Source organism: Modicisalibacter muralis (assembly GCF_900102945.1).
GTDB classification, from domain to species: domain Bacteria; phylum Pseudomonadota; class Gammaproteobacteria; order Pseudomonadales; family Halomonadaceae; genus Modicisalibacter; species Modicisalibacter muralis.
Map to the genome: position 1 here is coordinate 335320 of NZ_FNGI01000001.1, position 21857 is coordinate 357176.

A 21857-nucleotide genomic window follows, 5' to 3' on the forward strand; every position below is an offset into this window, starting at 1 on the left:
TGTTCCAAATAACTTGCGTTCGATTACATTTTGTTACCTGTCCTTCGGTCCAATACTTTTTGCGAAGCGGCTTGCCTAGTCTGAGGCTATCGCAGGTCGACCCGTGACTTTGTCAGTCACTAGTCATCATTCATCGCCCGGGAGTTACCTTCATGAGTACACCGATCGCTACCGTTCTCTCTGTAACCGGGCAGGCTTGGGCCCGTGATGCCGACGGCAATCTTCGCGTTCTTGAGCCCGGCGATGTTTTACTCGAAGGCGAAACGCTGATTACCTCGGACAATGGCCGGGTGCGGCTCGACTTCGGTGATGCCGAGCCGGTAGCGATCGGCCCTGGTCAGTCGATCGCGATGCTTGCCGAGCTAAATGCCGACAACCCCGTTCCTGAGGACGAAGCCGCTACCACGGACGAGAGCGTCGAAGCGCTGCTCGCAGCCATCGAAGCGGGCGAGGGCGACTTGCTCGACGTGCTCGACCCCACGGCGGCGGGTCTGGGTGGTGGCGGCGAAGGCGGCGGCCATACCTTCGTGCGCCTGGCGCGGATCAATCTGGATACCGATTCGCTGGCTTTCGATTACCAGCCCCCACAGCTCGACACCTTGATCGACGCACAAGGCGAATCATTGGCGCTGGCTGACGAGATCGATGAGAACGGTGCGCCCACGGCAACTGACGATAGCGGTTCGGGCCTGGAAGGCACCTCGCTCAATGGCAATGTGCTGGCCAACGACAGCGATATCGACGGCGATGCGTTGACGGTTACCCAGTTCCAGGTCAATGGCGTTGGTTATCAGGCTGGCGAGACTGCCATGCTCGAGGGCATCGGCTCGCTGGTCGTTAATGGTGACGGTAGTTACACCTTCACCCCCGTCGCCAACTGGAATGGCCAGGTGCCGGTGGTTAGCTACACCGTCAGCGATGGCGATCTGAGCGACACCGCGACGCTGGAATTGAGCGTAACGCCGGTCAACGATACCCCAGTGGGTGGTGACGACAACGCCACCAATGCCGCCGACGATGCGCTGACCACGGCGGAAGACACCGCGCTGATCATCGACCCGGCGACGCTGCTGGCCAACGACGGCGACGTGGATGGCGACGAGCTGAGCATTACCGGTGTCGGTAACGCCACTAATGGCACGGTCGTGCTCAACGCCGACGGCACCATCACCTTCACCCCGGCTGAGAACTACAACGGCGAGGCCACGTTCGACTACACCGTCAGCGACGGCCAGGCCAGCGACACCGCCAGCGTCACGGTCGCCGTCACCCCGGTCAACGATACCCCGCAGGGCAATGACGACAACACTGCCGATGCCGCCAACGATGCGTTGACCACGCCGGAAGACACCGCGCTGAGCATCGACCCGCAGACTCTGCTGGCCAACGACAGCGACGTGGATGGCGACGATCTGTTCATTGGCGCCGTCGACGGCGAGGCCCGCGACGCCCAGGGCAATGTGGTCGGCACGGTTACCGCGACCAGCGACAATGCCGGGCGCGTGACGCAGATCACATTCACGCCGAATGCCAACTACAACGGCCAGGCGACGTTCGATTACACCGTCAGCGATGGCCAGGCCAGCGACACTGCCAGCGTTACGGTCGATGTCACGCCGGTCAACGACGCCCCGGTGGCCCAAGATGATACCAACAGTGTTGGCGTTGGTGGTTCTGTCACGGCAACGGGTGGCCAGAATGGCCAGGGCGTACTGAGTAACGATAGTGATATCGACGGCGATATCATTCGGGTCAGCCAGGTTGATGGAAATACTCTGGCCGACGGCGGCTCGCTCACTGTCGATGGTCTCTATGGCACGCTACAGATCGATTCAACCGGCGCATATACCTATACCTCCACTCTAAGCACGCCCGTGCTTTATGGATTCAACGGCTCTGATGGGCAGCAGCTTGACGGCAACTTGCTGGGTAACTTCGCGCTAAGCAGCGAGGCGCAGCAGCGCGTATCGATCACCGAGGAGGGTGTTGGCGTAAGTGAGGGGGCGCCGAATCACCCCAGGCCGGAGCAAATCAGCGAAACCGGGGATGTGCTAATAGCCGATCTTGGCGCTCCGGTAAACAGCGTGACGTTTGGCGTGGCACGCCTGTTCAATGACGAAAGCGGTGGCGAATCCGGTCAATGGTTCGCTTATGACGCGAGCGGCAATCTCGTCGGCTCCGGCCAGTTCGGTCCCGAATCCGTGGATTACGAAGACGGCAGTAACCATGTTGGCACCGTGACTATCGGCGCCGACGATGTCGATGGCGATTTTCAGTTCATCGCCTTCGAGAGCCTCGATTACCAGAATGGAAGTGAAAACGCGGAGAATGACGGCGGCGATTATCTTGTTACCGGTATCACCGTGCAGGACACCTTCGACTACACCATCGTCGATGACCAGGGCGGTGACGCGAGCGCGACCTTGACGGTGGACTCATCGGCGTCGTTGATCGGCTATCAAACGCCGCCCGATAGCGCGGCGGAGCCTGAGGCCAGTATTACCATCGATATGATCGCCGGCGATGACGTTATCAATGATGCGGAGTATGGGCAGCAGATTACCATCACCGGCTCGGTAGAATTTGATGCTCGCGAGGGCGATACAGTCACGTTGAACGTGGGCGGAAACCGCTTTGAAGGTCAGGTCGATGCCGAGGGCAACTACAGCATCCAGGTATTCGGCGGTACGCTGGGTGAGTTCGATCAGATTAGCGCTAGCGTTAGCGGCCAGAACGCCGCAGGCAATGACTATGAAGCCAGCACGACACGTGATTATTCCGTCGATACGCAGGCCAGTGCCACGATCAGCATCGATGAGATCGCCGGTGACGATGAAATCAACGGCGATGAGAGTTCACAGACGATCACCATCACGGGCACGGTCGGTGACGATGCCCGCGAAGGTGACATCGTCACTCTCACTATCGGTGATGAGGAGATAGCCGGCCAAGTCAAAGCGGATGGCAGCTTTAGTATCGGTGTGCCGGGGAGTTTGCTAGCCGACAACAATCAAGTGACTGCCAGTGTCACGGGGAGTGACGCAGTCGGTAATGTTTTCAGCGCTGCCGATACTCGCGGATATACCGTCAACTATGCCCCTCAAGCCAACAGTGATAAAGACGCCATTGATGAGAGCGGGCAGCTAAGCGTAGATGCTGAAAATGGTGTATTGGCCAATGACACCGATCAAAACGGCGATACCCTCACCATCACGGAAATCAATGGAGATACTGGTAAAGTAGGTACCGCGATCGCCGGTAACAATGGCGGTATTTTTACACTCAACGATGATGGCAGCTACAGCTTTGACCCCAATGGGGAGTTCGATCTGTTAGCTGCCGATCAGAGCAAGACTACCAGCCTGAATTACACCGTCAGCGATGGCGACGGTGGAACCGACAAAGCCACGCTGACCGTAACTGTCACCGGTACCGACGATGCGCCGACGATCAGTGGCGATGACACTGGCGCGGTGATCGAAGACGCCAGCGATCCGATGCTGACCTACAGCGGCACGCTGGTCATCGACGATCCCGACGCTAACCAATCGGCGATCGACACCAGTGTGGCCCCGGTCGCCAGCAACGGTGCTCTGGGCAGCCTGAGCATCGCCGCCAACGGTGAGTGGAGCTACGAAGTCGCCAACGCCGATGTCCAATACCTGGCTGAGGGTGAGACCAAGCTCGAAACCTTCACCGTGACCACGGTGGACAGCACCACCCATGACATCGTCGTCTCCATCACCGGCACTAATGATGCACCGGAGATTAAGGGTCTTGACGATGGGTTGGTGGCGGAAGACATCAACGTCAATGACGATTCGCAACTCATTGATATCGGCACGCTGGAGATCGACGATGCCGACGCCGACCAATCGGCGATCGACACCGGTGTCCCGGTACAAGCCAGCACCGGCGCCCTGGGCAGCCTGAGCATCACCGCCGACGGTACTTGGACTTACGAAGTCGCTAACGCCGATGTCCAGTATCTGGCCGAGGGTGAGACCAAGCTTGAAACCTTCACCGTGACCACGGTAGACGGTACCCCTCACGACGTCACCATCACTATCATGGGCACCAATGATGTGCCGACGATTAGCGGGGCGGCTAGTGGCGCGGTGACCGAGGACGGTCAAGCCGACCAGGAACAGGGTACGGCGCAGAGCGCCACTGGGCAGCTGGCCGTCACCGATGTGGACGCGAGTGACAGTCACACCTGGAGCCTGAGCGGAGATGGCCAGGGTGATTACGGCACGCTGACGGTCGATCAAACTGGCCAGTGGGTCTACACGCTGGACAACGCCGCCGCCCAAAATCTGGGAGCGGGGGACCAAGTCACCGAAACCTATAGCGTGCAAGTCGACGACAGCAACGGTGGCATCGCCACCCAGACGGTGACGATCACCATCACCGGTACCAACGATGTGCCCGTGATCAATGGCGATGACAGCGGCGCGGTCACCGAAGACGCCAGCGTCCCGACGCTCAGCGACAACGGCACGCTGGAGATCGTCGATACCGACGCCGACCAATCGGCGATCGACACCAACGTTCCGGTGCAGGCCAGCGAAGGCGTCCTGGGCAGCTTGACGATCAACGCCAACGGTGGCTGGACTTACGAAGTCGCCAACGCCGAGGTGCAGTACCTGGCCGAGGACGAGACCAAGGACGAAACCTTCACCGTGACCACGCTGGACGGCACCACCCACGACATCGTCGTCACCATCACCGGCACCAACGACACCCCGGTGATCAGTGGCCAGGCCAGTGGCGCGGTCACCGAGGACGGCGGCGCGGCGCTGACCGTCAGCGGAGACCTGGATCTCAGCGACATCGATACCACCGATGGCTACACCGGAAGCGTGGACGGCGACAGCGATGGCGATGGCCAGGTCACCGGCGCCTACGGCACGATCACCGTGGGAATCGATGGCCAGTGGACCTATGTCCTGGATAACACCAGCAATGCCGTACAAAGCCTGGCGGCGGATCAGGAGGTTACCGACACCTTCACGGTGCAGGCCGACGACGGTCATGGTGGCATCGACACTCAGTCGATCGTCGTCACCATTACCGGCACCAACGACGCCCCGGTGATCAGCGGCGAGGCCAGCGGCGCGGTAACCGAGGACGCCACGCAGAGCGCCACGGGCCAACTCAGCGTGGCCGACGTCGACACCAGCGACACCCACACCTGGTCGGTCACGGGAGACAGCACCACCGACTACGGCAGCTTCACCGTAGATGCCAGCGGCCAATGGACCTACACCCTGAACAACGCCAGTCCGGCGGTTCAGGCCCTGACCAGTGGCGAGAGGATCACCGAGACCTTCAGCGTGACGGTCGACGACGGCCACAATGGCAGTGACACGCAGGAAGTCAGCGTCACCATCACCGGCACCGAAGACGCCGCCGAAGTCAGCGGCGATGACACGGGTGCGGTGACCGAAGACGCCAACGTTAACGATGACTTCCAGCTCACCGACAGCGGCACGCTGGTCATCGACGACGCCGACACCAACCAGTCGACGATCGACACCAGCGTTGCGGTGCAGGCCAGCGAAGGCGCGCTGGGCAGCCTGACCATCAATGCCAATGGTGAGTGGAGCTACGAAGTCGCCAACGCCGAGGTGCAGTACCTGGGCGAAGGCGAGAAGAAGACCGAAACCTTCACCGTGACCACGGTGGACGGCACCGAGCACAACGTGGTCGTCACCATCACCGGCACCAACGACATCCCGACGGGAGGTGACGACACCACCACCAATACCGCCGACGATGCGCTGACCACGGCGGAAGACACCGCGCTGGTCATCCAGCCGGACATGCTGCTGGCCAACGACGACGACGCGGATGGCGACACGCTGACCATCACCGGCGTCAGCAACGCCAGCAACGGCACCGTCGTCCTCAACACCGACGGCAGCATCACCTTCACCCCGGCCGAAAACTACAACGGCGACGCCACGTTCGACTACACCGTCAGCGACGGCACGGCGGGAGACACCGCCACCGTCACAGTCGAGGTCACGCCGGTCAACGACGTGCCCGAGTTCATCCCGGACAACCCCGACTACGACCCGCAGAGCGGCAACTTCGCCGTGACCACAGAGGAAGATACCGCGGTCCACGGCAGCGTGGCAGCCGAGGATATCGACGGCGACACGCTGACCTACAGCCTGGGCGACGGACCGGCTCACGGCACGGTGGAACTCGATAGCGCAAGCGGCGAGTACACCTACACGCCGACCACCGACTACCACGGTGACGACAGCTTCAGCGTGACGGTCAGCGACGGCCAGGGTGGAGAAATCACCAGCACCGTGGCGATCGAGGTCACGCCGGTCAGCGATGCCAACCCCGACACGATTACCGTGGCCGAGGACGCGTCGGTCACCACCGATGTGCTGGCCAACGACACCTTCGGCGCCGGTGCCAAGGTAACCGGCGTGACGCAGGGCGCCAACGGCAGCGTGACGGTCACCGACGCCGGCATCATCTACACGCCGGCGGCGAACTACCACGGGCCGGACAGCTACACCTACACGGTGACCACGGCGGCGGGGAACACCGAGACGACGACCGTCACGGTCGCGGTCACGCCGGTCAATGACACCGCCGAAGTCAGCGGCGATGATCTAGGCGCGGTGACCGAAGACATCGACGTTAACGATGATTCCCATCTCACCGACAGCGGCACGCTGAGCGTCGCCGACACCGATGATGGCGAAGCCACGTTCGACCCAAGCTCGGTGCAAGCCAGCCCCAGCGCCCTGGGCAGCCTGACGATCACCGCCAACGGTGGCTGGACTTACGAAGTCGCCAACGCCGATGTCCAGTACCTGGCCGATGGCGAGACCAAGGACGAAACCTTCACCGTGACCACGGTGGACGGCACCACCCACGACATCGTCGTCACCATCACCGGCACCGAGGAAGGTAGGTTAATCGTCCCCCAAACTACGCCCAACGACGATAATGATGTCCCGGGTGGTTTCGGCGGCGATATTATTCTTGGTGATACCGGTGGCACGCAAACGACGGTGGAGCCAGGAAAGAATTATAATATCTCATTGATTATCGACACTTCGGGAAGCATGGAAGAGGCTTCTGGTACACCTGGCTTGACTCGAATGGAGCTCGTCAAGGCGGCAATGGGAAATCTGGTTGATCAGATGGAAGGCCATGACGGTACGATCAATATCCAACTTGTTTCTTTTGCCTCAAATTCAGTTTATGAAACATTTGATAATATAACTGAGAGTGGAATTGAGGATATTCTGGCTGCCATTGATGACCTGGATGCTGATGGTGGAACCAACTACGAGGCTGGGTTTAACGATGCTACTGATTGGTTTGGCGATCAGAGCAACGGTTATGAGAACCTGAGCTTCTTCCTGACTGATGGCAAACCTACCTATTACCTGGACGATGATGGTGATGTCAGGGGTGACGGAAACAACACCGATTACGATACGTTCAAGAACTCGGTTGATGCTTTCGAGGGACTCAGCGATATCAGCACTGTTCATGGCATTGGTATCGGTGACGGAATCAACGAAGAGTACCTAAAATTCTTCGATAATACCAAAGTATCTCCCACCGACGGGACGGTTAGCTTCGGGACGAAGACCGAGACAGTGAGTGACGACCTATCCATAACAGATGAAAATGATGATAGTGCCACAACAGCGATCAGTTCACCGATAATGATCGCTAATAGTAATTCGTCCTTGAGTTTTGATTATGATATATCAGGTTTTAGTTGGTGGGGTGAGGATAATTTTAGTTGGCGTTTAGAGAAATTTAATCGCGGCGATTGGGAAGCCACTGATCACCATGGCTCGGATGATTGGGGTAGAGTCACATTCGATAATATTGGCCCGGGCCAGTATCAACTGGTCTACACAGTTGAAGATAAGACAGGTGGGTGGATTTTTGAAGAAGATGCCAATGTCAGCATCGACAATGTAACCCTAACCCAGCCAGCCGTCGTAACCGGCCCGGTCGGCGAGGTCAGCATCGTTAACAACGCTGACGATCTGGATGCTGCCTTGCAGGGTGGTTCTACCAGCATCGACCCTGTTGATGTAGGTGATGACACCATCGACGGGGGCAAGGGCGACGACATCATCTTCGGCGATACCATCAATACCGATAACCTGTCGTCTGACCTACCCGATGGCTCTGGCCTGGAGGCACTGAAGGCCTTTCTGAAGCTGCAGAATGGCCATTCGCCAACCGATGCTGAGCTTTACGACTATATTGAGGCCAATCATGAGGCGCTGAATGTTGGCGGAGATGCCCGCGGTGGAAACGATACCCTCAACGGTGGCGAGGGTAACGATATCCTCTATGGTCAGGGCGGCGACGATACCCTGACCGGCGGAACCGGTAGCGATACGCTATATGGCGGCTTCGGTGCCGATACCTTCGCCTGGGAGTTTGGCGACGAAGGCGAGGTAGCCGCGCCGGCCAGCGATACGGTAATGGACTTCAATGCCGGCGAAGGTGATAAGCTCGATTTGTCAGAGCTGCTGCAAGATCATGAGAGTGGCGACGACATTTCCAGCTTTATACAGGCAACCCAGGATGGCGGCTCGACCACGTTGCATATCAGCACGACGGGCAACCTGGGCAGTAACCATGCAAATGCCGATCAAACGATCAGCCTGGCGGGTGTCGATATGGGTGGCAAGAGTTCCGATGTCTTTGTCGATGACCTTATCGCCAAGGGCCAGATCGATATCTAATCGTTGATTTTCGAACTCCACACCCGGCAGTGTGGGGTTCGATTGTGCAATACACGTTGATGATGGTCATCAAATAGTTAGCATTCTCATAGGGCATCGGTGAGCCATGTACGTTAAACGCAATATCGAAGGTGGGGTTATCATGGTCAGCTATGACGCGACGCCGGACTGCACGGAGTTTCTTGCGAGTGATGCGCCGGAGGTGTTGGCGTTTCTGGAGCGTGATGCCGATGAGCAGCTACGTCAGTTACGTAGCTCCGATCTTGAATTCGTGCGCGTGCTCGAGGATGTGATCGAACTCTTGGTTGCCAAGGGCGTGATCAGTTTCACCGATCTACCCGATGCCGCGCGCGAGAAGCTAATGTCTCGTCAGTCGTTGCGCCGCCAGGTCAATAGCGTCGATCTTATCGGCGACCAGGATGACGTGGGGCTGATCTAGACACCAAGCTTACCGTTGATATGGCACCGAGCCCCGGCGCCATATTTTTTCCGTGACAGCATGGCGAGCATCAATCTCGAATACGCACGCCCGGCCCAGTGACACCATCGAGCCCCAGGTCGAAGAGCGTTTCGCGTTCTTCATCGCCCGTCACGCCCTCGCCAATCACCAGCATGCCGATAGCATGACTGACCGTGGCGATACCGCGCAGGAACGGTTGTGCCTGTGGCTGCAGGTGTATATTGCGAACCAACGAGACATCGACCTTGATATAAGCGAGCCCCAGATCGTGCAAGTCCTGAAGTTTGCCGAACTCCGGGCCGACATGTTCCAGACCCACCTTGCAGCCATACGGCCTGAGTTCGTGGCATAACGTGCGAAAGGCATCCATGTGTCTTACGGCGGCCGACTCGGGCAGTTCGACCCAGAGCTGTGCGGCTTGTGCCGGGTAGTCTCTGAGGCGTTGATGAAGTGCGGCGATAAAGCCGGTATCGCGAATCGTCTCGCCCGACAGGTTGATGCCCAGCGTGATGTGTTTCTCGGCGATTTCCCGCAGTGCGATCTCGACGACCATCAGGTCGAAATCGCTACCCAAATCGGTACGGTTCACCCAAGGCAGGAACAAGCCGGCCGTTTGCCACTCGCCTTCGAGTTTGAGCCGTGCCGGGCATTCGTAATGTAGTAATTGATTTTCGCTGTCGACGACGGGGTAGTGGGAGAGTGTGATCTCATCGTTTTCGAGTGCCCGCTTCAGTGCATGACGCCATTCGTCGTGGGTTTTATAAGGCAGGCGTTTGGCGTCGGTCGTAGCGACCTCGATGGCTCGGCCGCTACCAGTCTCCGCCTTGGCCAGTGCGCCATCGAGTACGCTGAGTAGCGCTGCGCGGCTATCGCCCCGAGCGTAGGCGACCAGTGATAGCGGTAGTTCGACATTACTGTCGAACGCTTGTGTCAGCGGGTGCAGCCGTGTCTTGAGCTCTTCGATCAGGCTTCGGGCGTCGATGCTACCGGGTAGCAGTAATGCGAAATCGCTGCCATTTAGTCGCCCGGCCTGCCCCTCATCATAGCCTGTTGCCAGACTCTCTAGCTGAGCGGCGATATCGGCCAGCACGCGGTTGGTGGCGGCGTAGCCCAGCCGTGAGTTGAGTGTATTCAGATTGGCCAGGCGTACCATGACTACGTGGCCGGCCGCGCGTTGTCCGTCGCTGCCCAGCATGGCATCGAGACGGCTGAGCAGGTAATCGCGTCTGGCGATACCGGTGACTTCATCCTGCTGGAGCTTGCAACGCAACCGATCGAGCTTGCGGGTCTCTTCAGCCAGCATGGTGCGCACGGCATTCGATAACCGATTCATGGCGACGACGACCTGACGCAACTCTCGCGTGCGCGGCTCATGAGACGTCGTGAAGCGGCGCTGGCCGATATCCTGAGCTTGGGAAACCACGGCTCGAAGCGGTTTTCGAATGGAGCGCACCACCCACCAGGCCAGCCCGGCGCTGGTCAACGCCGCCAGGCCGAACCACAGCATCAGATCGATGACGCCTTGCCATAGTGAACGATAGGCATAGCCATAGTGGCTTTGCAGTTTGACGGTGGCGTATTGCCGCCAGCCATCCTGAACGACCGCGGTGCCGGCGGGAACCGAGAAAGCTACCAGATCGATGAACCAGTCCGGCACGTCACCGATATTGGTATCGCTGACTCGGCGCTCGATAACACTTCCATCCGGGGCGATAAGTTCTATGCGCTGGTAGTGGCCGGTATCGAACTGCGCGGCGATGAGCAGTTCGACGATGATCGGCTCCTTGTCGAGCTGACTCAACGACAGCGCCAGGGCGTTGGCATTGTCGGCGTTCTTTATGTGCAGTTCCTGCTCGATGTATTGCTTGCTGGCGACGATACCGATGAACAGGCTGCCACCGAAGGCCAGCGCCAGAATCAACGAAATGGCTAGCCAAAGCCGTGTGATCAGCGACATTTGCGCACGCTCCAGTGAACTTCATTATCGAAAGCATCTTGTGCGTTCATAGGAACCCTTCTGCCGACATGCGTAGCAATACGTTTCGCCAGCGCGATAACCGCTGGGTGGGAATGGCCAGTGATTCAGAGGAACCTCCCGCCCACAGGCCATCGCTGCTGAAGCTGAACACCGGGCTCAGGTCGTCACGCTCACCGGCGGGCAGGATGGTCGGTAGCAAGTTGTCGAGTACCAGCGGTTCGACGCCGGGAGTGGCGTAATAGCCCAGCACCATGTGCGCCTGGGTGATGCTGCTACGACCGAGCCGCGCACGTACGTAGATCATGCGCAGGCGCTCGCCGGGCACGCCGAGCTTCTTGAGTGTTTGATACTTGGCGATGGAGTAGTCCTCGCAGTCGCCCGCGCCGCGTCCGAGTGTCTCGAGTGGCGTGGCCCAATAATCCTCTTCGTCCCAGATTTGGCTGTCGTCGAGCCAGCGCACCCGGCGGTTGAAGAAGTCATTGACGCCCTTGAGTTGATCGGCAATGTCACGGCCCTCCAGTTTGCGCAGCAGGTTCAGCCAGGCATCGAGTGTCTGTGCGCCTTGATGACCGTAGCGCTCGGTCATCGTCGTACGCATGCGCTGTGGGTCCATTGCCCCGGTCGCCAGCCCCAGCATGCCACTGGCCGACAGCAAGAGCGTGGCTCCGACGCCGATCAACAGGCGACGCCGTGAAGGGTCGAAGGCGTTGCCTAGGTAAGGTGGAGGCACTAGGAATCCCTGGGTTTCGCACGCGGCCTGGCATAGGTAATGCGCGGCTCGGTGAGGCCAGACATGCGTTTTCATGGCGATACCGTGTATATCGGCACTTTCAGGGGAAACTTAATGTAACTCAGTGTATCAGGCCTTGCCCGGGCCTTGCCACACACGCAAGCGGCCCAGCCAAGGTAGCGATGCACCGGCGTCTCTGAGCGACGCGGCGAGGCGATTCAAGTCGGCGTCGCGGTACGTGTCGCCGATGTACAGCGAGACATCGATACGATTGTCGAGATAATGCAGATCGAGGGCGACTCGCTGGCGCCAGCACTCCAGATTGCCCCAGACGCGTTCCAGCATCGCCTCGACATCGCTGCGCAGCGGTAGGGCGGGCAACTGGGTCGGGTCGTCGAGTTCGGAGTCGTCCTGGGGGTCGATATGAAAGGTCACCTCGGAGAGCTTGGGAAAGGCGCGGCACAATTCGCGGCAGACCTGATTGCCGACTTCATGCGCTTCCGAGACTGTCACGCGCGGCGCCACCACCAGATGCAGGTCGAGTAGCACCCGTTCACCGACACTGCGCGTGCGCAATTGGTGAAGGTCGCGTACGCCGGGAACGTCCAGTGCGACATTTCGCATGCCGCGTTGTTCGTCGTCGGGCAGGGCGGTGTCGACCAACTCGCGAGTGGCGTCCCACAACAATGAACCGCCGATCTTGCCGACCAGCAGGCCGACGCCGATGGCGGCCACTGCATCCAGCCAACCGACACCGAATTGAGCGCCGATCAAGCCGATCAGCACTACCACCGTCGACAGGGCGTCGCTGCGCGAATGCCAGGCGTTGGCTTCGATCAGGCGCGAGCCGATTTTCCGGGCGACGCGCAGGGTATAGCGAAATATCCACTCCTTGACGATTAGCGACACGGCCGCCAGGGCTATCACCCAGTAGCCGGGCGGAGCGATAGGGACGCCATCCAGCAAACGGCTCAAGCTGGCCCAGGCGATACCGCCGGCGACGAAGATCAGTACGCTACCCAGCGCGAGGGTGCCCATCGTTTCGATACGGCCGTGGCCATAGGGGTGGTTGCGATCCGGCGCCTGCCGACCGTAGTGGGTGGCAACAAGCACGAAGACATCGGTAACCAGGTCGGAAAAGGAGTGAATGCCATCGGCGACTAACGCCGCGGAACCCACGATGATGCCGGCGATTACCTTGACCAGCCCCAGCAGTGTATCGAGAATGGCGCCGATCAGCGTAACCCGGTGAGCGGCCCGGGTATTGGCTTCGTGAAGAGCGGCGTTATCGAGTGCCGTGTTATCAGGGGCTGTGTCGTGGGAGTTGCGTTGGTTCATCTAATGCCATCCCGAAGAATATAAGACACTTCTGCGCTATAGTTGCCGCCCAATCACAAGGACGCAAGGGAAGGACATCAATGCCATCGATTCGGCTGCCACGCATGGAGCAGTTGGCGAACGACTGGGCGCCGGTGCTCAAGGTACTGTCCATGCTGTGGTTGGTTCTAGCCCTGTTCATGGTGGTGCCCTGGCTGGTACTGGTCGTCGAGAGCGACCCCGATAGCCGCCCCTTCGGTCTGTCGATACTGACGGTACTGGCCCTCGTCGGGCTTGTGTGGTTACTCACCCGGCGTGTGGAGATTGAGCTCAAGCCGCGCCAGATGTTCGTGCTGACTACGTTGAGTTGGGTGACGATCAGCGGCCTGGCCAGCCTGCCGCTGGCTCTGGGGGCGCCGCAGCTGTCATTTACTGATGCGGTTTTCGAGTCGGTGTCGGCGATTACCACGACGGGCTCGACGGTGCTCGTCGGCATCGAACGCCTTTCGGATGGCCTCAAGCTGTGGCGCGGCATGATGCAATGGCTCGGCGGGGTCGGCATCATCGTCATGGCGATCGCCATTTTGCCGTTTCTGAAAGTTGGCGGCATGCGGCTGTTTCACACCGAATCGTCCGACTGGTCGGAAAAGGTCATGCCGCGCACCGGCGGTATCGCCAAGGCGACCCTACTGGTCTACTTCGGGCTTTCCATGGTGGCTATCGCATGCTACTGGTTGGCTGGCATGCTCCCGTTGGATGCGGTGGTTCACGGCATGACCTCAATAGCGACGGCTGGCTTCGCCAATTCCGATGCCTCGTTTGGCGCCTATGCCGAGCAGCCGGTGATTCTGTGGCTGGCCTCGCTGTTCATGCTCTGCGGCACATTGCCTTTCGTGCTTTACATTCGTGCCCTGCGTGGCTCGCCCAAAGCGTTGTGGCGCGACCAGCAGGTGCGCGGCCTGCTGTGGCTGTTATTGATGGTCATTGCTGTGTTGACCGCTTATCAACTCCTGCGTGGTGTGCCGGCCTTCGAGGCGTTGACCCAGGTGAGCTTCAACGTGGTTTCCATCGTCACCACCACCGGTTATGCCTCCGAAGACTATACCCAGTGGAGCCCGCTGGCGGTTGTCGTGTTCTTTTATCTGACCTTCGTCGGTGGCTGCAGTGGTTCGACCAGCGGTGGCCTGAAGATATTCCGCTTTCAGATCGCCATGCTGATGCTGCTCAATCAACTCCGCTCGCTGGTACACACTCATGGCGTTTTCTCCCAGCGCTACAATGGCAGCGTGCTGACCGACGATATCGTGCGCGGCGTGGTGGCGTTCTCGTTTTTCTATTTCATCACCATCGCCGGCCTGGCGACGGGGTTGGCAGTGATGGGGCTGGATCTGGTCACCGCGCTGACCGGGGCGACCACGGCGGTGGCCAACGTCGGGCCGGGGTTGGGGAATATCATCGGCCCAGCGGGCAATTTCGCCACGCTACCCGACGCCGCCAAATGGCTGCTGTCTCTAGGGATGCTGATGGGGCGCTTGGAGATCCTCACCGTGCTAGTGCTGTTTACGCCGATGTTCTGGCGGAAGTAAGCCTGAAGCTAGAAGAGCGGCGCTATGCGCCTGGAAGCTGGAAGAGCGCCGCTGCGCGCCTTGAAGAAATAAGACGGAAGTACGACGCTTCGCGTCTTGAAGAGGGAAGAACGGCGCTGCGCGCTTTGAAGAGAACACCCAGTCTTTCTCCCAAGGCTGCTTTTCTCTTCCGACTTCTTTCTTCAGCCCGAAGGGCTCTTCCTTCTTCCATCTTCAGCCTTTAATTCGCCCCGCCCGATTGAGTATCGGATTGGCGTATTGCGCCAGCCACCAGTCGCGCAGGTGCGTGGGAACCTCGTTGAGCCGGGCCGTGAAGCGCGCGCGGTCGGCGTCGGTGACCTCGCTTAAATCGAGCAGTTCCGGTGCCTGTCCGCTGGCTTCCAGCGCCAGTTGGTGGCTGGGAAAGGTGTGGTAGCCATCGAGTACCTGACGGTCGATTTCGTCGGCGACCTGGTCGGGGGTTTCGAAATCCGCATCCAGCGGTTCGCCGAACGTAAGCTGGATGCGCCCCTTGGCGCCGGTAATCCCGGCGACGATGGAGCGAATGTCTTCGAATTCGACTTTTTCGTAGCGTCCTTCGCTATGCACGGCATGCAATTCGCGGGCCTTCTGCAAATCGCAGGGATCGTACTCATAACTGATCGACACCGGCACCATGCGCAATTCACGGATGGCATCGCCGAGGCTGGCGCTCTTGTCCTGCTGGCGACGGGCCATGGTCAGCATCTTGATGATGGCCGGATCGGCGCGATCGATACCGTCCTTGGCGCGCCCCTCGCGCTGCGCCATCCAGATCGAATGGTTATCTGCGATGATCGAATGGCGAATGTAGCCCGACAGCGCCTGATAGGCGGCGAGCATGGCACGCTTGCCGCGGGCCGAGCGCGGTACGATGAAGCTCTTGTTGAGGCGCATCAGGTCGGTGACATAGGGCTTTTGCAGCAGGTTGTCGCCGATGGCGATGCGCACCGTATTGCGCCCAGCCTGATACAGCGCGTAATTGACGAACGCCGGGTCGAGAGCGATATCTCGATGATTGCCTATGAACAGGTAGGCGCGCTCGGGGTCCAGCTTGTCCAGCCCCTCGACATCGAAGGCGTCCGTGCTGGTGGCGAGCATGCGCCGCATATACACGGAGATGCGCTCCTGCAGGTCGCGTACGCTGGTTACGCCGCGCATCTGCCGCTGCAGGGCGAAGCCCGCCAGGCGGCGTGCCAGCCAAGGGGCGTGATTCGCCAGGCGCGGCAGGCGATAGCGGGTGATGGCATCGAGAAACTCACTGTCATGCGCAAGACGGGCGAGCACCTCGGCGACTTCGTTGTCGTGGTATGGGCGAATGCTCTCGAAAGCATCCTGATCGAGCGTTTTTGTCATGGTGTCGGCGCGGCGGGCGTGGCTTCGCCACCCAGCCAGTCGATAAGTTGTTCGAGTGTATTGGAGAGTGTTTGGGTCATCAGCGCGAAATCGGTTTCCAAGCGCAGTATCGGGTCGTCGCCGTCATCGGTCTGGCTGGCTTCATCGAGCAGGGCGTCGGCGAAGCGCATCGATTTCATGGCCAAGTCGTCGTGGAGCACCAGCGTCAAGGCTTCGTCGATGGTAAAGGCCAGGCGTGTGACTTGGCGGCCGGCGCTAAGCGCAGTCTGAATCTCTTCGCCATCCAGGTCCACCTGGCGGCCCCGCAGCACGCCTTCATCGCCGTTGGACTTGAGTTCGACCTGGTCGCCCAGTTCCAGCGCGGCGGGGCGCTCGTCCGGTTGGCGCAGCCATTCGGTCATGGCGCGAGTCGGCGTGGCCTTGGTGGCCAGCGGCGTGACCTTGAGGCTGCCCAGAGTCTGGCGCAGCAAGTCGAGAACATCCTCGGCGCGTTTGCGGCTCGAGGCATTGACGCCGATCAGCCCACGTCCTGTATCCCACCATAGGTCCAGGCGCTGCGTGCGCACGAAGGCGCGAGGCAGAAATTCCTCGTAGACCTGCTCCTTGAGCGCCTGTTTTTGCTGGCGGCTCAATGGGCCGCCCTCGGCGGCTTCACGGTCGCTGGCGCGTGCCTCGACCTCTTCGCGTACCACCGCAGCCGGCAACAAACGCTCCTGGCGCAATGCCGACAGCAGGCGATGGCCCTGGATTTCGTGCAGGCGCTGTTCGCTACCGCGCCCGGCGGGAGCGCTCCAGCCCATCCGCTTGGCTTCGACGCCGCCCAGCGGACGAAAGGCCTGCGCGTCGAGTGCTTCGCTCAGGGTGTCGCGATCCAGTGCTGGTGTGTCATGCACGCGATATAGATGCAAGTGCTTGAACCACATGGTGTCGTTCCGTTGAAAAGGAGGCACATTATGGCCAATCACGGCCTGGGGTGCTAGGCGGGCGTCCGACTTAGCGTTGATCGATTGTGGAAAGCCCATATCAGGCCATTGCTTTCAAGCGACACGAATCACCGTTGTTACAGCGTTTTCAAACTGACGTTTGATGCCTGGCCGGGGGCTGGCTAGTATTCAACCGTTGCCTTTACTTTTCTTAACAGGAAATAACAGCATGGATCATCGTGTCGCCCGTTCCACCGTGCGCGTGCGCGGCTTTCATCTCGATGGCTACGCTCATGTCAACAACGCGCGCTATCTGGAGTTTCTGGAAGAGGGGCGCTGGGCCTATTTCGAGCAGCAGTTCGATTTGGCCGCTCTGTTCAATGAGGGCCTGGCAGTGGTCGCCGTCAATCTCAATATCAATTATCGCCGGGCGGCGGTGATGAACGACGAGCTGGAAATACTCACCTCGCTCTCGGCGATCAATCATCGCAGCGCGGTCATGCACCAGGCGATCCATCGTGTCGTCGATGGCAAGCGCATCGCCGATGCCGACTTCACCTTCATGCTGCTCGATACCCGCAGTGGCCGCACCATGGCGATTGAACAAAAGCTTCGCGAGATACTCGTTCCGCTGGTGCTTGCGCGTAATGCTCTGCAAGGCTAAACCCACCGTGACGCGCGCTGCCTTAATCCGTCGCGCGATGATATAATCCGTCGATCGCTTGGCTGCCACAGGCCAGTGCTTACCAGTCGCAGTGCAAAGGATTCGACGACCCATGGGTGACATCGCCAAAGAGATTCTGCCAGTCAACATCGAGGACGAACTGAAACAGTCGTATCTCGATTACGCGATGAGCGTGATCATCGGCCGTGCGCTGCCCGACGTGCGCGATGGCCTCAAGCCGGTGCATCGGCGCGTGCTGTTCGCCATGCACGAACTCAGCAACGACTGGAACAAGCCTTACAAGAAGTCCGCCCGTGTGGTCGGCGACGTCATCGGTAAATATCACCCGCATGGCGATAGTGCGGTCTACGACACCATCGTGCGCATGGCCCAGCACTTCTCGATGCGCTACGTGCTGGTCGATGGTCAGGGCAACTTCGGTTCCATCGATGGCGATAGCGCCGCGGCCATGCGTTATACCGAGGTGCGCATGGCGCGGTTGTCACACGAGCTGCTGGCCGACCTCGAAAAGGAGACCGTCGACTGGGTCGATAACTACGACGGTACCGAGCGCATCCCCGACGTGATGCCGACCAAGCTGCCCAATCTGCTGATCAACGGGTCGTCGGGCATCGCCGTGGGCATGGCGACGAACATTCCGCCGCATAATATGGTCGAGGTCATCAACGGCTGCCTGGCGCTGATCGATGATTATACCCTGACCATCGATGACCTGATGGAGTACATCCCGGGCCCCGATTTCCCCACCAGCGGCATCATCAACGGCAAGGCAGGTATTCTCGATGCCTATCGCACCGGGCGTGGGCGTATTTACGTGCGAGCGCGGCATACCGTCGAATATCACGAGAAGTCCGGTCGCGATCACATCGTCATTTCCGAGTTGCCGTATCAGGTCAACAAGGCGCGACTGATCGAGAAAATCGCCGAACTGGTCAAGGACAAGCGTATTGACGGTATCGCCGAGTTGCGCGATGAGTCCGACAAGGACGGCCTGCGCGTGGTGATCGAGGTCAAGCGCGGTGAATCCGGCGAAGTGGTGGTCAACAACCTGTTCGCCCAGACCCAGTTGCAGACCGTATTCGGCATCAACATGGTCGCGCTGGACAATGGCCAACCCAAGACGCTGAACCTCAAGGAAGTCCTCGAGGCTTTCGTGCGCCATCGTCGCGAGGTGGTGACCCGGCGCACCCTCTATGAACTGCGCAAGGCGCGCGAGCGCGGCCATATCCTCGAAGGCCTGGCCGTGGCGATCTCGAATATCGACGAGGTGATCGAGCTGATCAAGGCCTCGCCGAGCGCCGCCGAAGCCAAGGACAAGCTGCTCGAACGCGCCTGGCAACCCGGCCAGGTCACCGGCATGCTGGAGCGCGCCGGCGCGACTTCGTGCAAGCCGGAGGAACTCGAAGAAGGCTTCGGGCTCTCCGACGATCACCGCGAGTACCGCCTGTCGCCGGCTCAGGCTCAGGCGATTCTCGAGTTGCGCCTGCATCGTCTGACCGGTCTCGAGACCGAGAAGCTGCTCAACGAGTACCTGGGCATTCTTGAGCGCATCGCCGAACTGACCGAGATTCTGGCTTCCGCCGACCGCCTGCTCGAAGTGATTCGCGAGGAATTGATCGCGATTCGCGATCAGTACGGCGACAAGCGAAGGACCGAGATTCAGGTCAGCCATCTCGATCTGACCATCGAGGATCTGATCAACGAAGAGGACATGGTGGTCACTATCTCGCGTAGTGGCTATGCCAAGACCCAGCCGATCACCGACTATCAGGCCCAGCATCGCGGTGGGCGCGGCAAGTCGGCGACCAGCATGAAAGACGAGGATGTCATCGAGCATCTGCTGGTGGCCTCGACCCACGATACCGTGCTGCTGTTCTCCAACAAGGGCAAGGTCTACTGGCTCAAGGTTTACGAGATTCCCGCCGCCAGCCGTGGCTCGCGCGGCAAGCCGCTGGTCAACCTTCTGCCACTGGACGACGACGAGTCGATCAACACCATGTTGCCGGTGCGCGAGTACCGCGAGGACAGCTTCATCTTCTTCGCCACCGCCAGCGGCACCGTCAAGCGTACCTCGCTCGAGCAGTTCTCACGGCCACGTAGCGTCGGCCTGATCGCCATCGACCTGGTCGAAGGCGACCGGCTGGTCGGCGCGGCGATTACTTCGGGCAACGATCACGCCATGCTGCTGTCGTCCAACGGCAAGGCGATTCGCTTCGAGGAAACCAAGGTGCGTGCCATGGGACGTACCGCGCGTGGTGTGCGTGGCATGCGCCTGCAGGGCGACGCCGAAGTGATCAGCCTGATCATTCCCAAGTCGACGCTGATCGATACCGAAGCCGATACCGACAGTGGCGATATCGAGAATGAAAACACGGACGAACCCACTGCCGACGTGAACGCCGTGACCGGTAATGAACAAGCCACCGGCACGATGACCGACAGCGCTGGCGACGAGCAGATTTACATCCTCACGGCCTCCGAGAATGGCTACGGCAAGCGCACGCGGCTCGAGGAATTCCCGCTGCGCGGGCGTGGCGGCCAGGGCGTGATTGCCATGCAGACCAGCGCGCGCAATGGCGCCATGGTGGCGGCCATGCAGGTGGCCACCTGCGACGAGATGATGCTGATCACCGACCGCGGCACCCTGGTGCGCACGCGGGTCGAGGAGATTTCGACCACCTCGCGCAACACCCAGGGCGTCATGCTGATTCGCCTCGGCGAGAACGAATCGCTGGTCAAGACCGTGCGTGTCGAGGAGCCGGATGAGGAAGAGTCGAACGGCGAACCGTCGGACGGCGACGCTGCCCAAGACGAGGCGAACGCCGCGACGGACTCCGACATGAGCCCGCAAGACGGGGACGGTGAAACGCCTGTCGACGATGACCCCGAAACCCCTGACCAGAACTGAGGTAACGCGACCGCCGCTCAGCCGGCGGTCGCTTCGGTAATACTACGAGAACCACGCTGATGACACGCCACTATAATTTCTGTGCCGGCCCCGCCGCATTGCCTACTCGGGTGCTGGAGCGCGCCCGCGAAGAGTTGCTCGATTATCAGGGGCGCGGCCTGTCGGTCATGGAGATGAGCCACCGCAGCCGCGAGTTCGTTGCCATTGCCGAGGTTGCCGAAGCCAACCTGCGTTCGCTGTTGAACGTGCCGAATGACTACCGGGTACTGTTCCTGCAGGGTGGCGCCTCGACGCAATTCGCCATGCTGCCCTACAACCTGCTGGGCCATGGCGGCACGCCCAACTATTTATATACCGGCATCTGGGGCAAGAAAGCCATCGCCGAGGCCCGGCACCTAGGTGGCGCGCACGTGGCCGCGTCCAGTGAAGCCAACGGCCTGACTGCCGTGCCGCGGCCTGGCGATATTGAGTTATCCGACGACGCGGCGTACCTGCATTACACCGCTAACGAGACCATCGGCGGGCTGGCCTTCGACTACATCCCCGACACCGGCCTACCGCTGGCCTGCGACATGTCTTCGTCGGTTCTATCCGGGCCGTTGGATGTGTCGCGCTTCGGCGTGATCTACGCCGGCGCGCAGAAGAACATCGGCCCAGCGGGACTGACGCTGGTGATCGTGCGCGATGACCTGCTCGACCGCGCGCGCCCCGACACGCCGACCATGTTCAACTACCGTGTGATGGCCGAGAATGGCTCGATGTTCAACACCCCGCCGACCTACGCCTGGTATCTGGCGGGGTTGGTGTTCGAGTGGCTGAAAAACGATATTGGCGGACTTGCGGCGATGGACGCCATCAACGAGCGCAAGGCCGCGAAGCTCTATCAGGCCATCGATGCCAGCGATTTCTACAGCAACCCCATCGCGCCGGCCAACCGTTCGCGGATGAACGTGCCGTTCGTGCTGGCCGACGAATCCCTCAATGCCACTTTTCTTAGCGAGGCCGACGAAGCCGGGCTGCTCAATCTGAAGGGGCACCGCAGCGTCGGCGGCATGCGCGCGAGTCTCTACAATGCCGTACCTGAGGCGGCGGTGGATGCGCTGGTGGACTTCATGGACGATTTCGAAAAACGCCGTGGCTGAG

At 60.1% G+C, this 21857-nt stretch carries 11 protein-coding genes; 6 read left to right on the top strand and 5 right to left on the bottom strand.

From position 1 onward, the window contains the following. Nucleotides 1-152 precede the first annotated feature (152 nt). Both BLR92_RS01590 and BLR92_RS01595 read left to right on the top strand, forming a co-directional pair. On the top strand, nucleotides 153-8753 hold the full coding sequence (locus BLR92_RS01590; protein WP_089724849.1) for a retention module-containing protein: 8601 nt from the start codon (nucleotides 153-155) through the stop codon (nucleotides 8751-8753). Between the two features lie 142 nt (nucleotides 8754-8895). Beyond that, entirely contained in the window at nucleotides 8896-9192 is a 297-nt protein-coding gene (locus tag BLR92_RS01595) for a tryptophan synthase subunit beta like protein (protein WP_245703891.1), read from the top strand. 70 nt (nucleotides 9193-9262) lie between these two features. Here BLR92_RS01595 and BLR92_RS01600 read toward each other — a convergent pair whose 3' ends face one another. The 3 genes from BLR92_RS01600 to BLR92_RS01610 form a co-directional block, all read right to left on the bottom strand. Next, the gene (locus tag BLR92_RS01600) at nucleotides 9263-11170 is read right to left on the bottom strand and encodes a bifunctional diguanylate cyclase/phosphodiesterase (RefSeq protein ID WP_089724853.1); all 1908 of its coding nucleotides are present in this window, start codon (nucleotides 11168-11170) and stop codon (nucleotides 9263-9265) included. A 46-nt stretch (nucleotides 11171-11216) separates the two neighbouring features. Further along, nucleotides 11217-11921: a transglutaminase-like cysteine peptidase gene (locus BLR92_RS01605; RefSeq protein WP_245703894.1), complete on the bottom strand. Its 705-nt coding sequence runs from the start codon at nucleotides 11919-11921 to the stop codon at nucleotides 11217-11219. A 129-nt stretch (nucleotides 11922-12050) separates the two neighbouring features. Continuing rightward, a complete protein-coding gene (locus tag BLR92_RS01610; protein ID WP_089724857.1) occupies nucleotides 12051-13259 on the bottom strand; it encodes a cation diffusion facilitator family transporter in 1209 nt (402 codons plus the stop codon). 80 nt (nucleotides 13260-13339) lie between these two features. Between BLR92_RS01610 and BLR92_RS01615 the strand changes: the two genes are divergently transcribed. Then, nucleotides 13340-14824, top strand: coding sequence for a TrkH family potassium uptake protein (locus tag BLR92_RS01615; RefSeq protein ID WP_089724859.1), 1485 nt, complete (start codon nucleotides 13340-13342; stop codon nucleotides 14822-14824). Between the two features lie 213 nt (nucleotides 14825-15037). On the opposite strand, the gene BLR92_RS01620 is transcribed toward BLR92_RS01615, so the two are convergent. Continuing rightward, entirely contained in the window at nucleotides 15038-16198 is a 1161-nt protein-coding gene (locus tag BLR92_RS01620; RefSeq protein ID WP_089724861.1) for a 1-acyl-sn-glycerol-3-phosphate acyltransferase, read from the bottom strand. Continuing rightward, a complete protein-coding gene (locus BLR92_RS01625) occupies nucleotides 16195-17121 on the bottom strand; it encodes a recombination-associated protein RdgC (RefSeq protein ID WP_089724863.1) in 927 nt (308 codons plus the stop codon). The genes BLR92_RS01620 and BLR92_RS01625 overlap by 4 nt, the downstream gene beginning before the upstream one ends. A 229-nt stretch (nucleotides 17122-17350) precedes the next feature. Here BLR92_RS01625 and BLR92_RS01630 point away from each other — a divergent pair, with 229 nt between their 5' ends. The 3 genes from BLR92_RS01630 to serC all read left to right on the top strand — a co-directional run bounded on the left by BLR92_RS01630 (nucleotide 17351) and on the right by serC (nucleotide 21856). Further along, complete coding sequence (locus tag BLR92_RS01630; protein ID WP_089724865.1) at nucleotides 17351-17785, top strand: acyl-CoA thioesterase; 435 nt, start codon at nucleotides 17351-17353, stop codon at nucleotides 17783-17785. A gap of 112 nt (nucleotides 17786-17897) precedes the next feature. Beyond that, nucleotides 17898-20714: a DNA gyrase subunit A gene (gene gyrA / locus BLR92_RS01635; RefSeq protein WP_089724868.1), complete on the top strand. Its 2817-nt coding sequence runs from the start codon at nucleotides 17898-17900 to the stop codon at nucleotides 20712-20714. A 59-nt stretch (nucleotides 20715-20773) separates the two neighbouring features. Then, nucleotides 20774-21856 carry a 3-phosphoserine/phosphohydroxythreonine transaminase gene (gene serC / locus BLR92_RS01640; RefSeq protein WP_089724870.1) on the top strand — a complete coding sequence of 361 codons (1083 nt, stop codon included), beginning with the start codon at nucleotides 20774-20776 and terminating at the stop codon, nucleotides 21854-21856. Nucleotide 21857 lies beyond the last annotated feature (1 nt).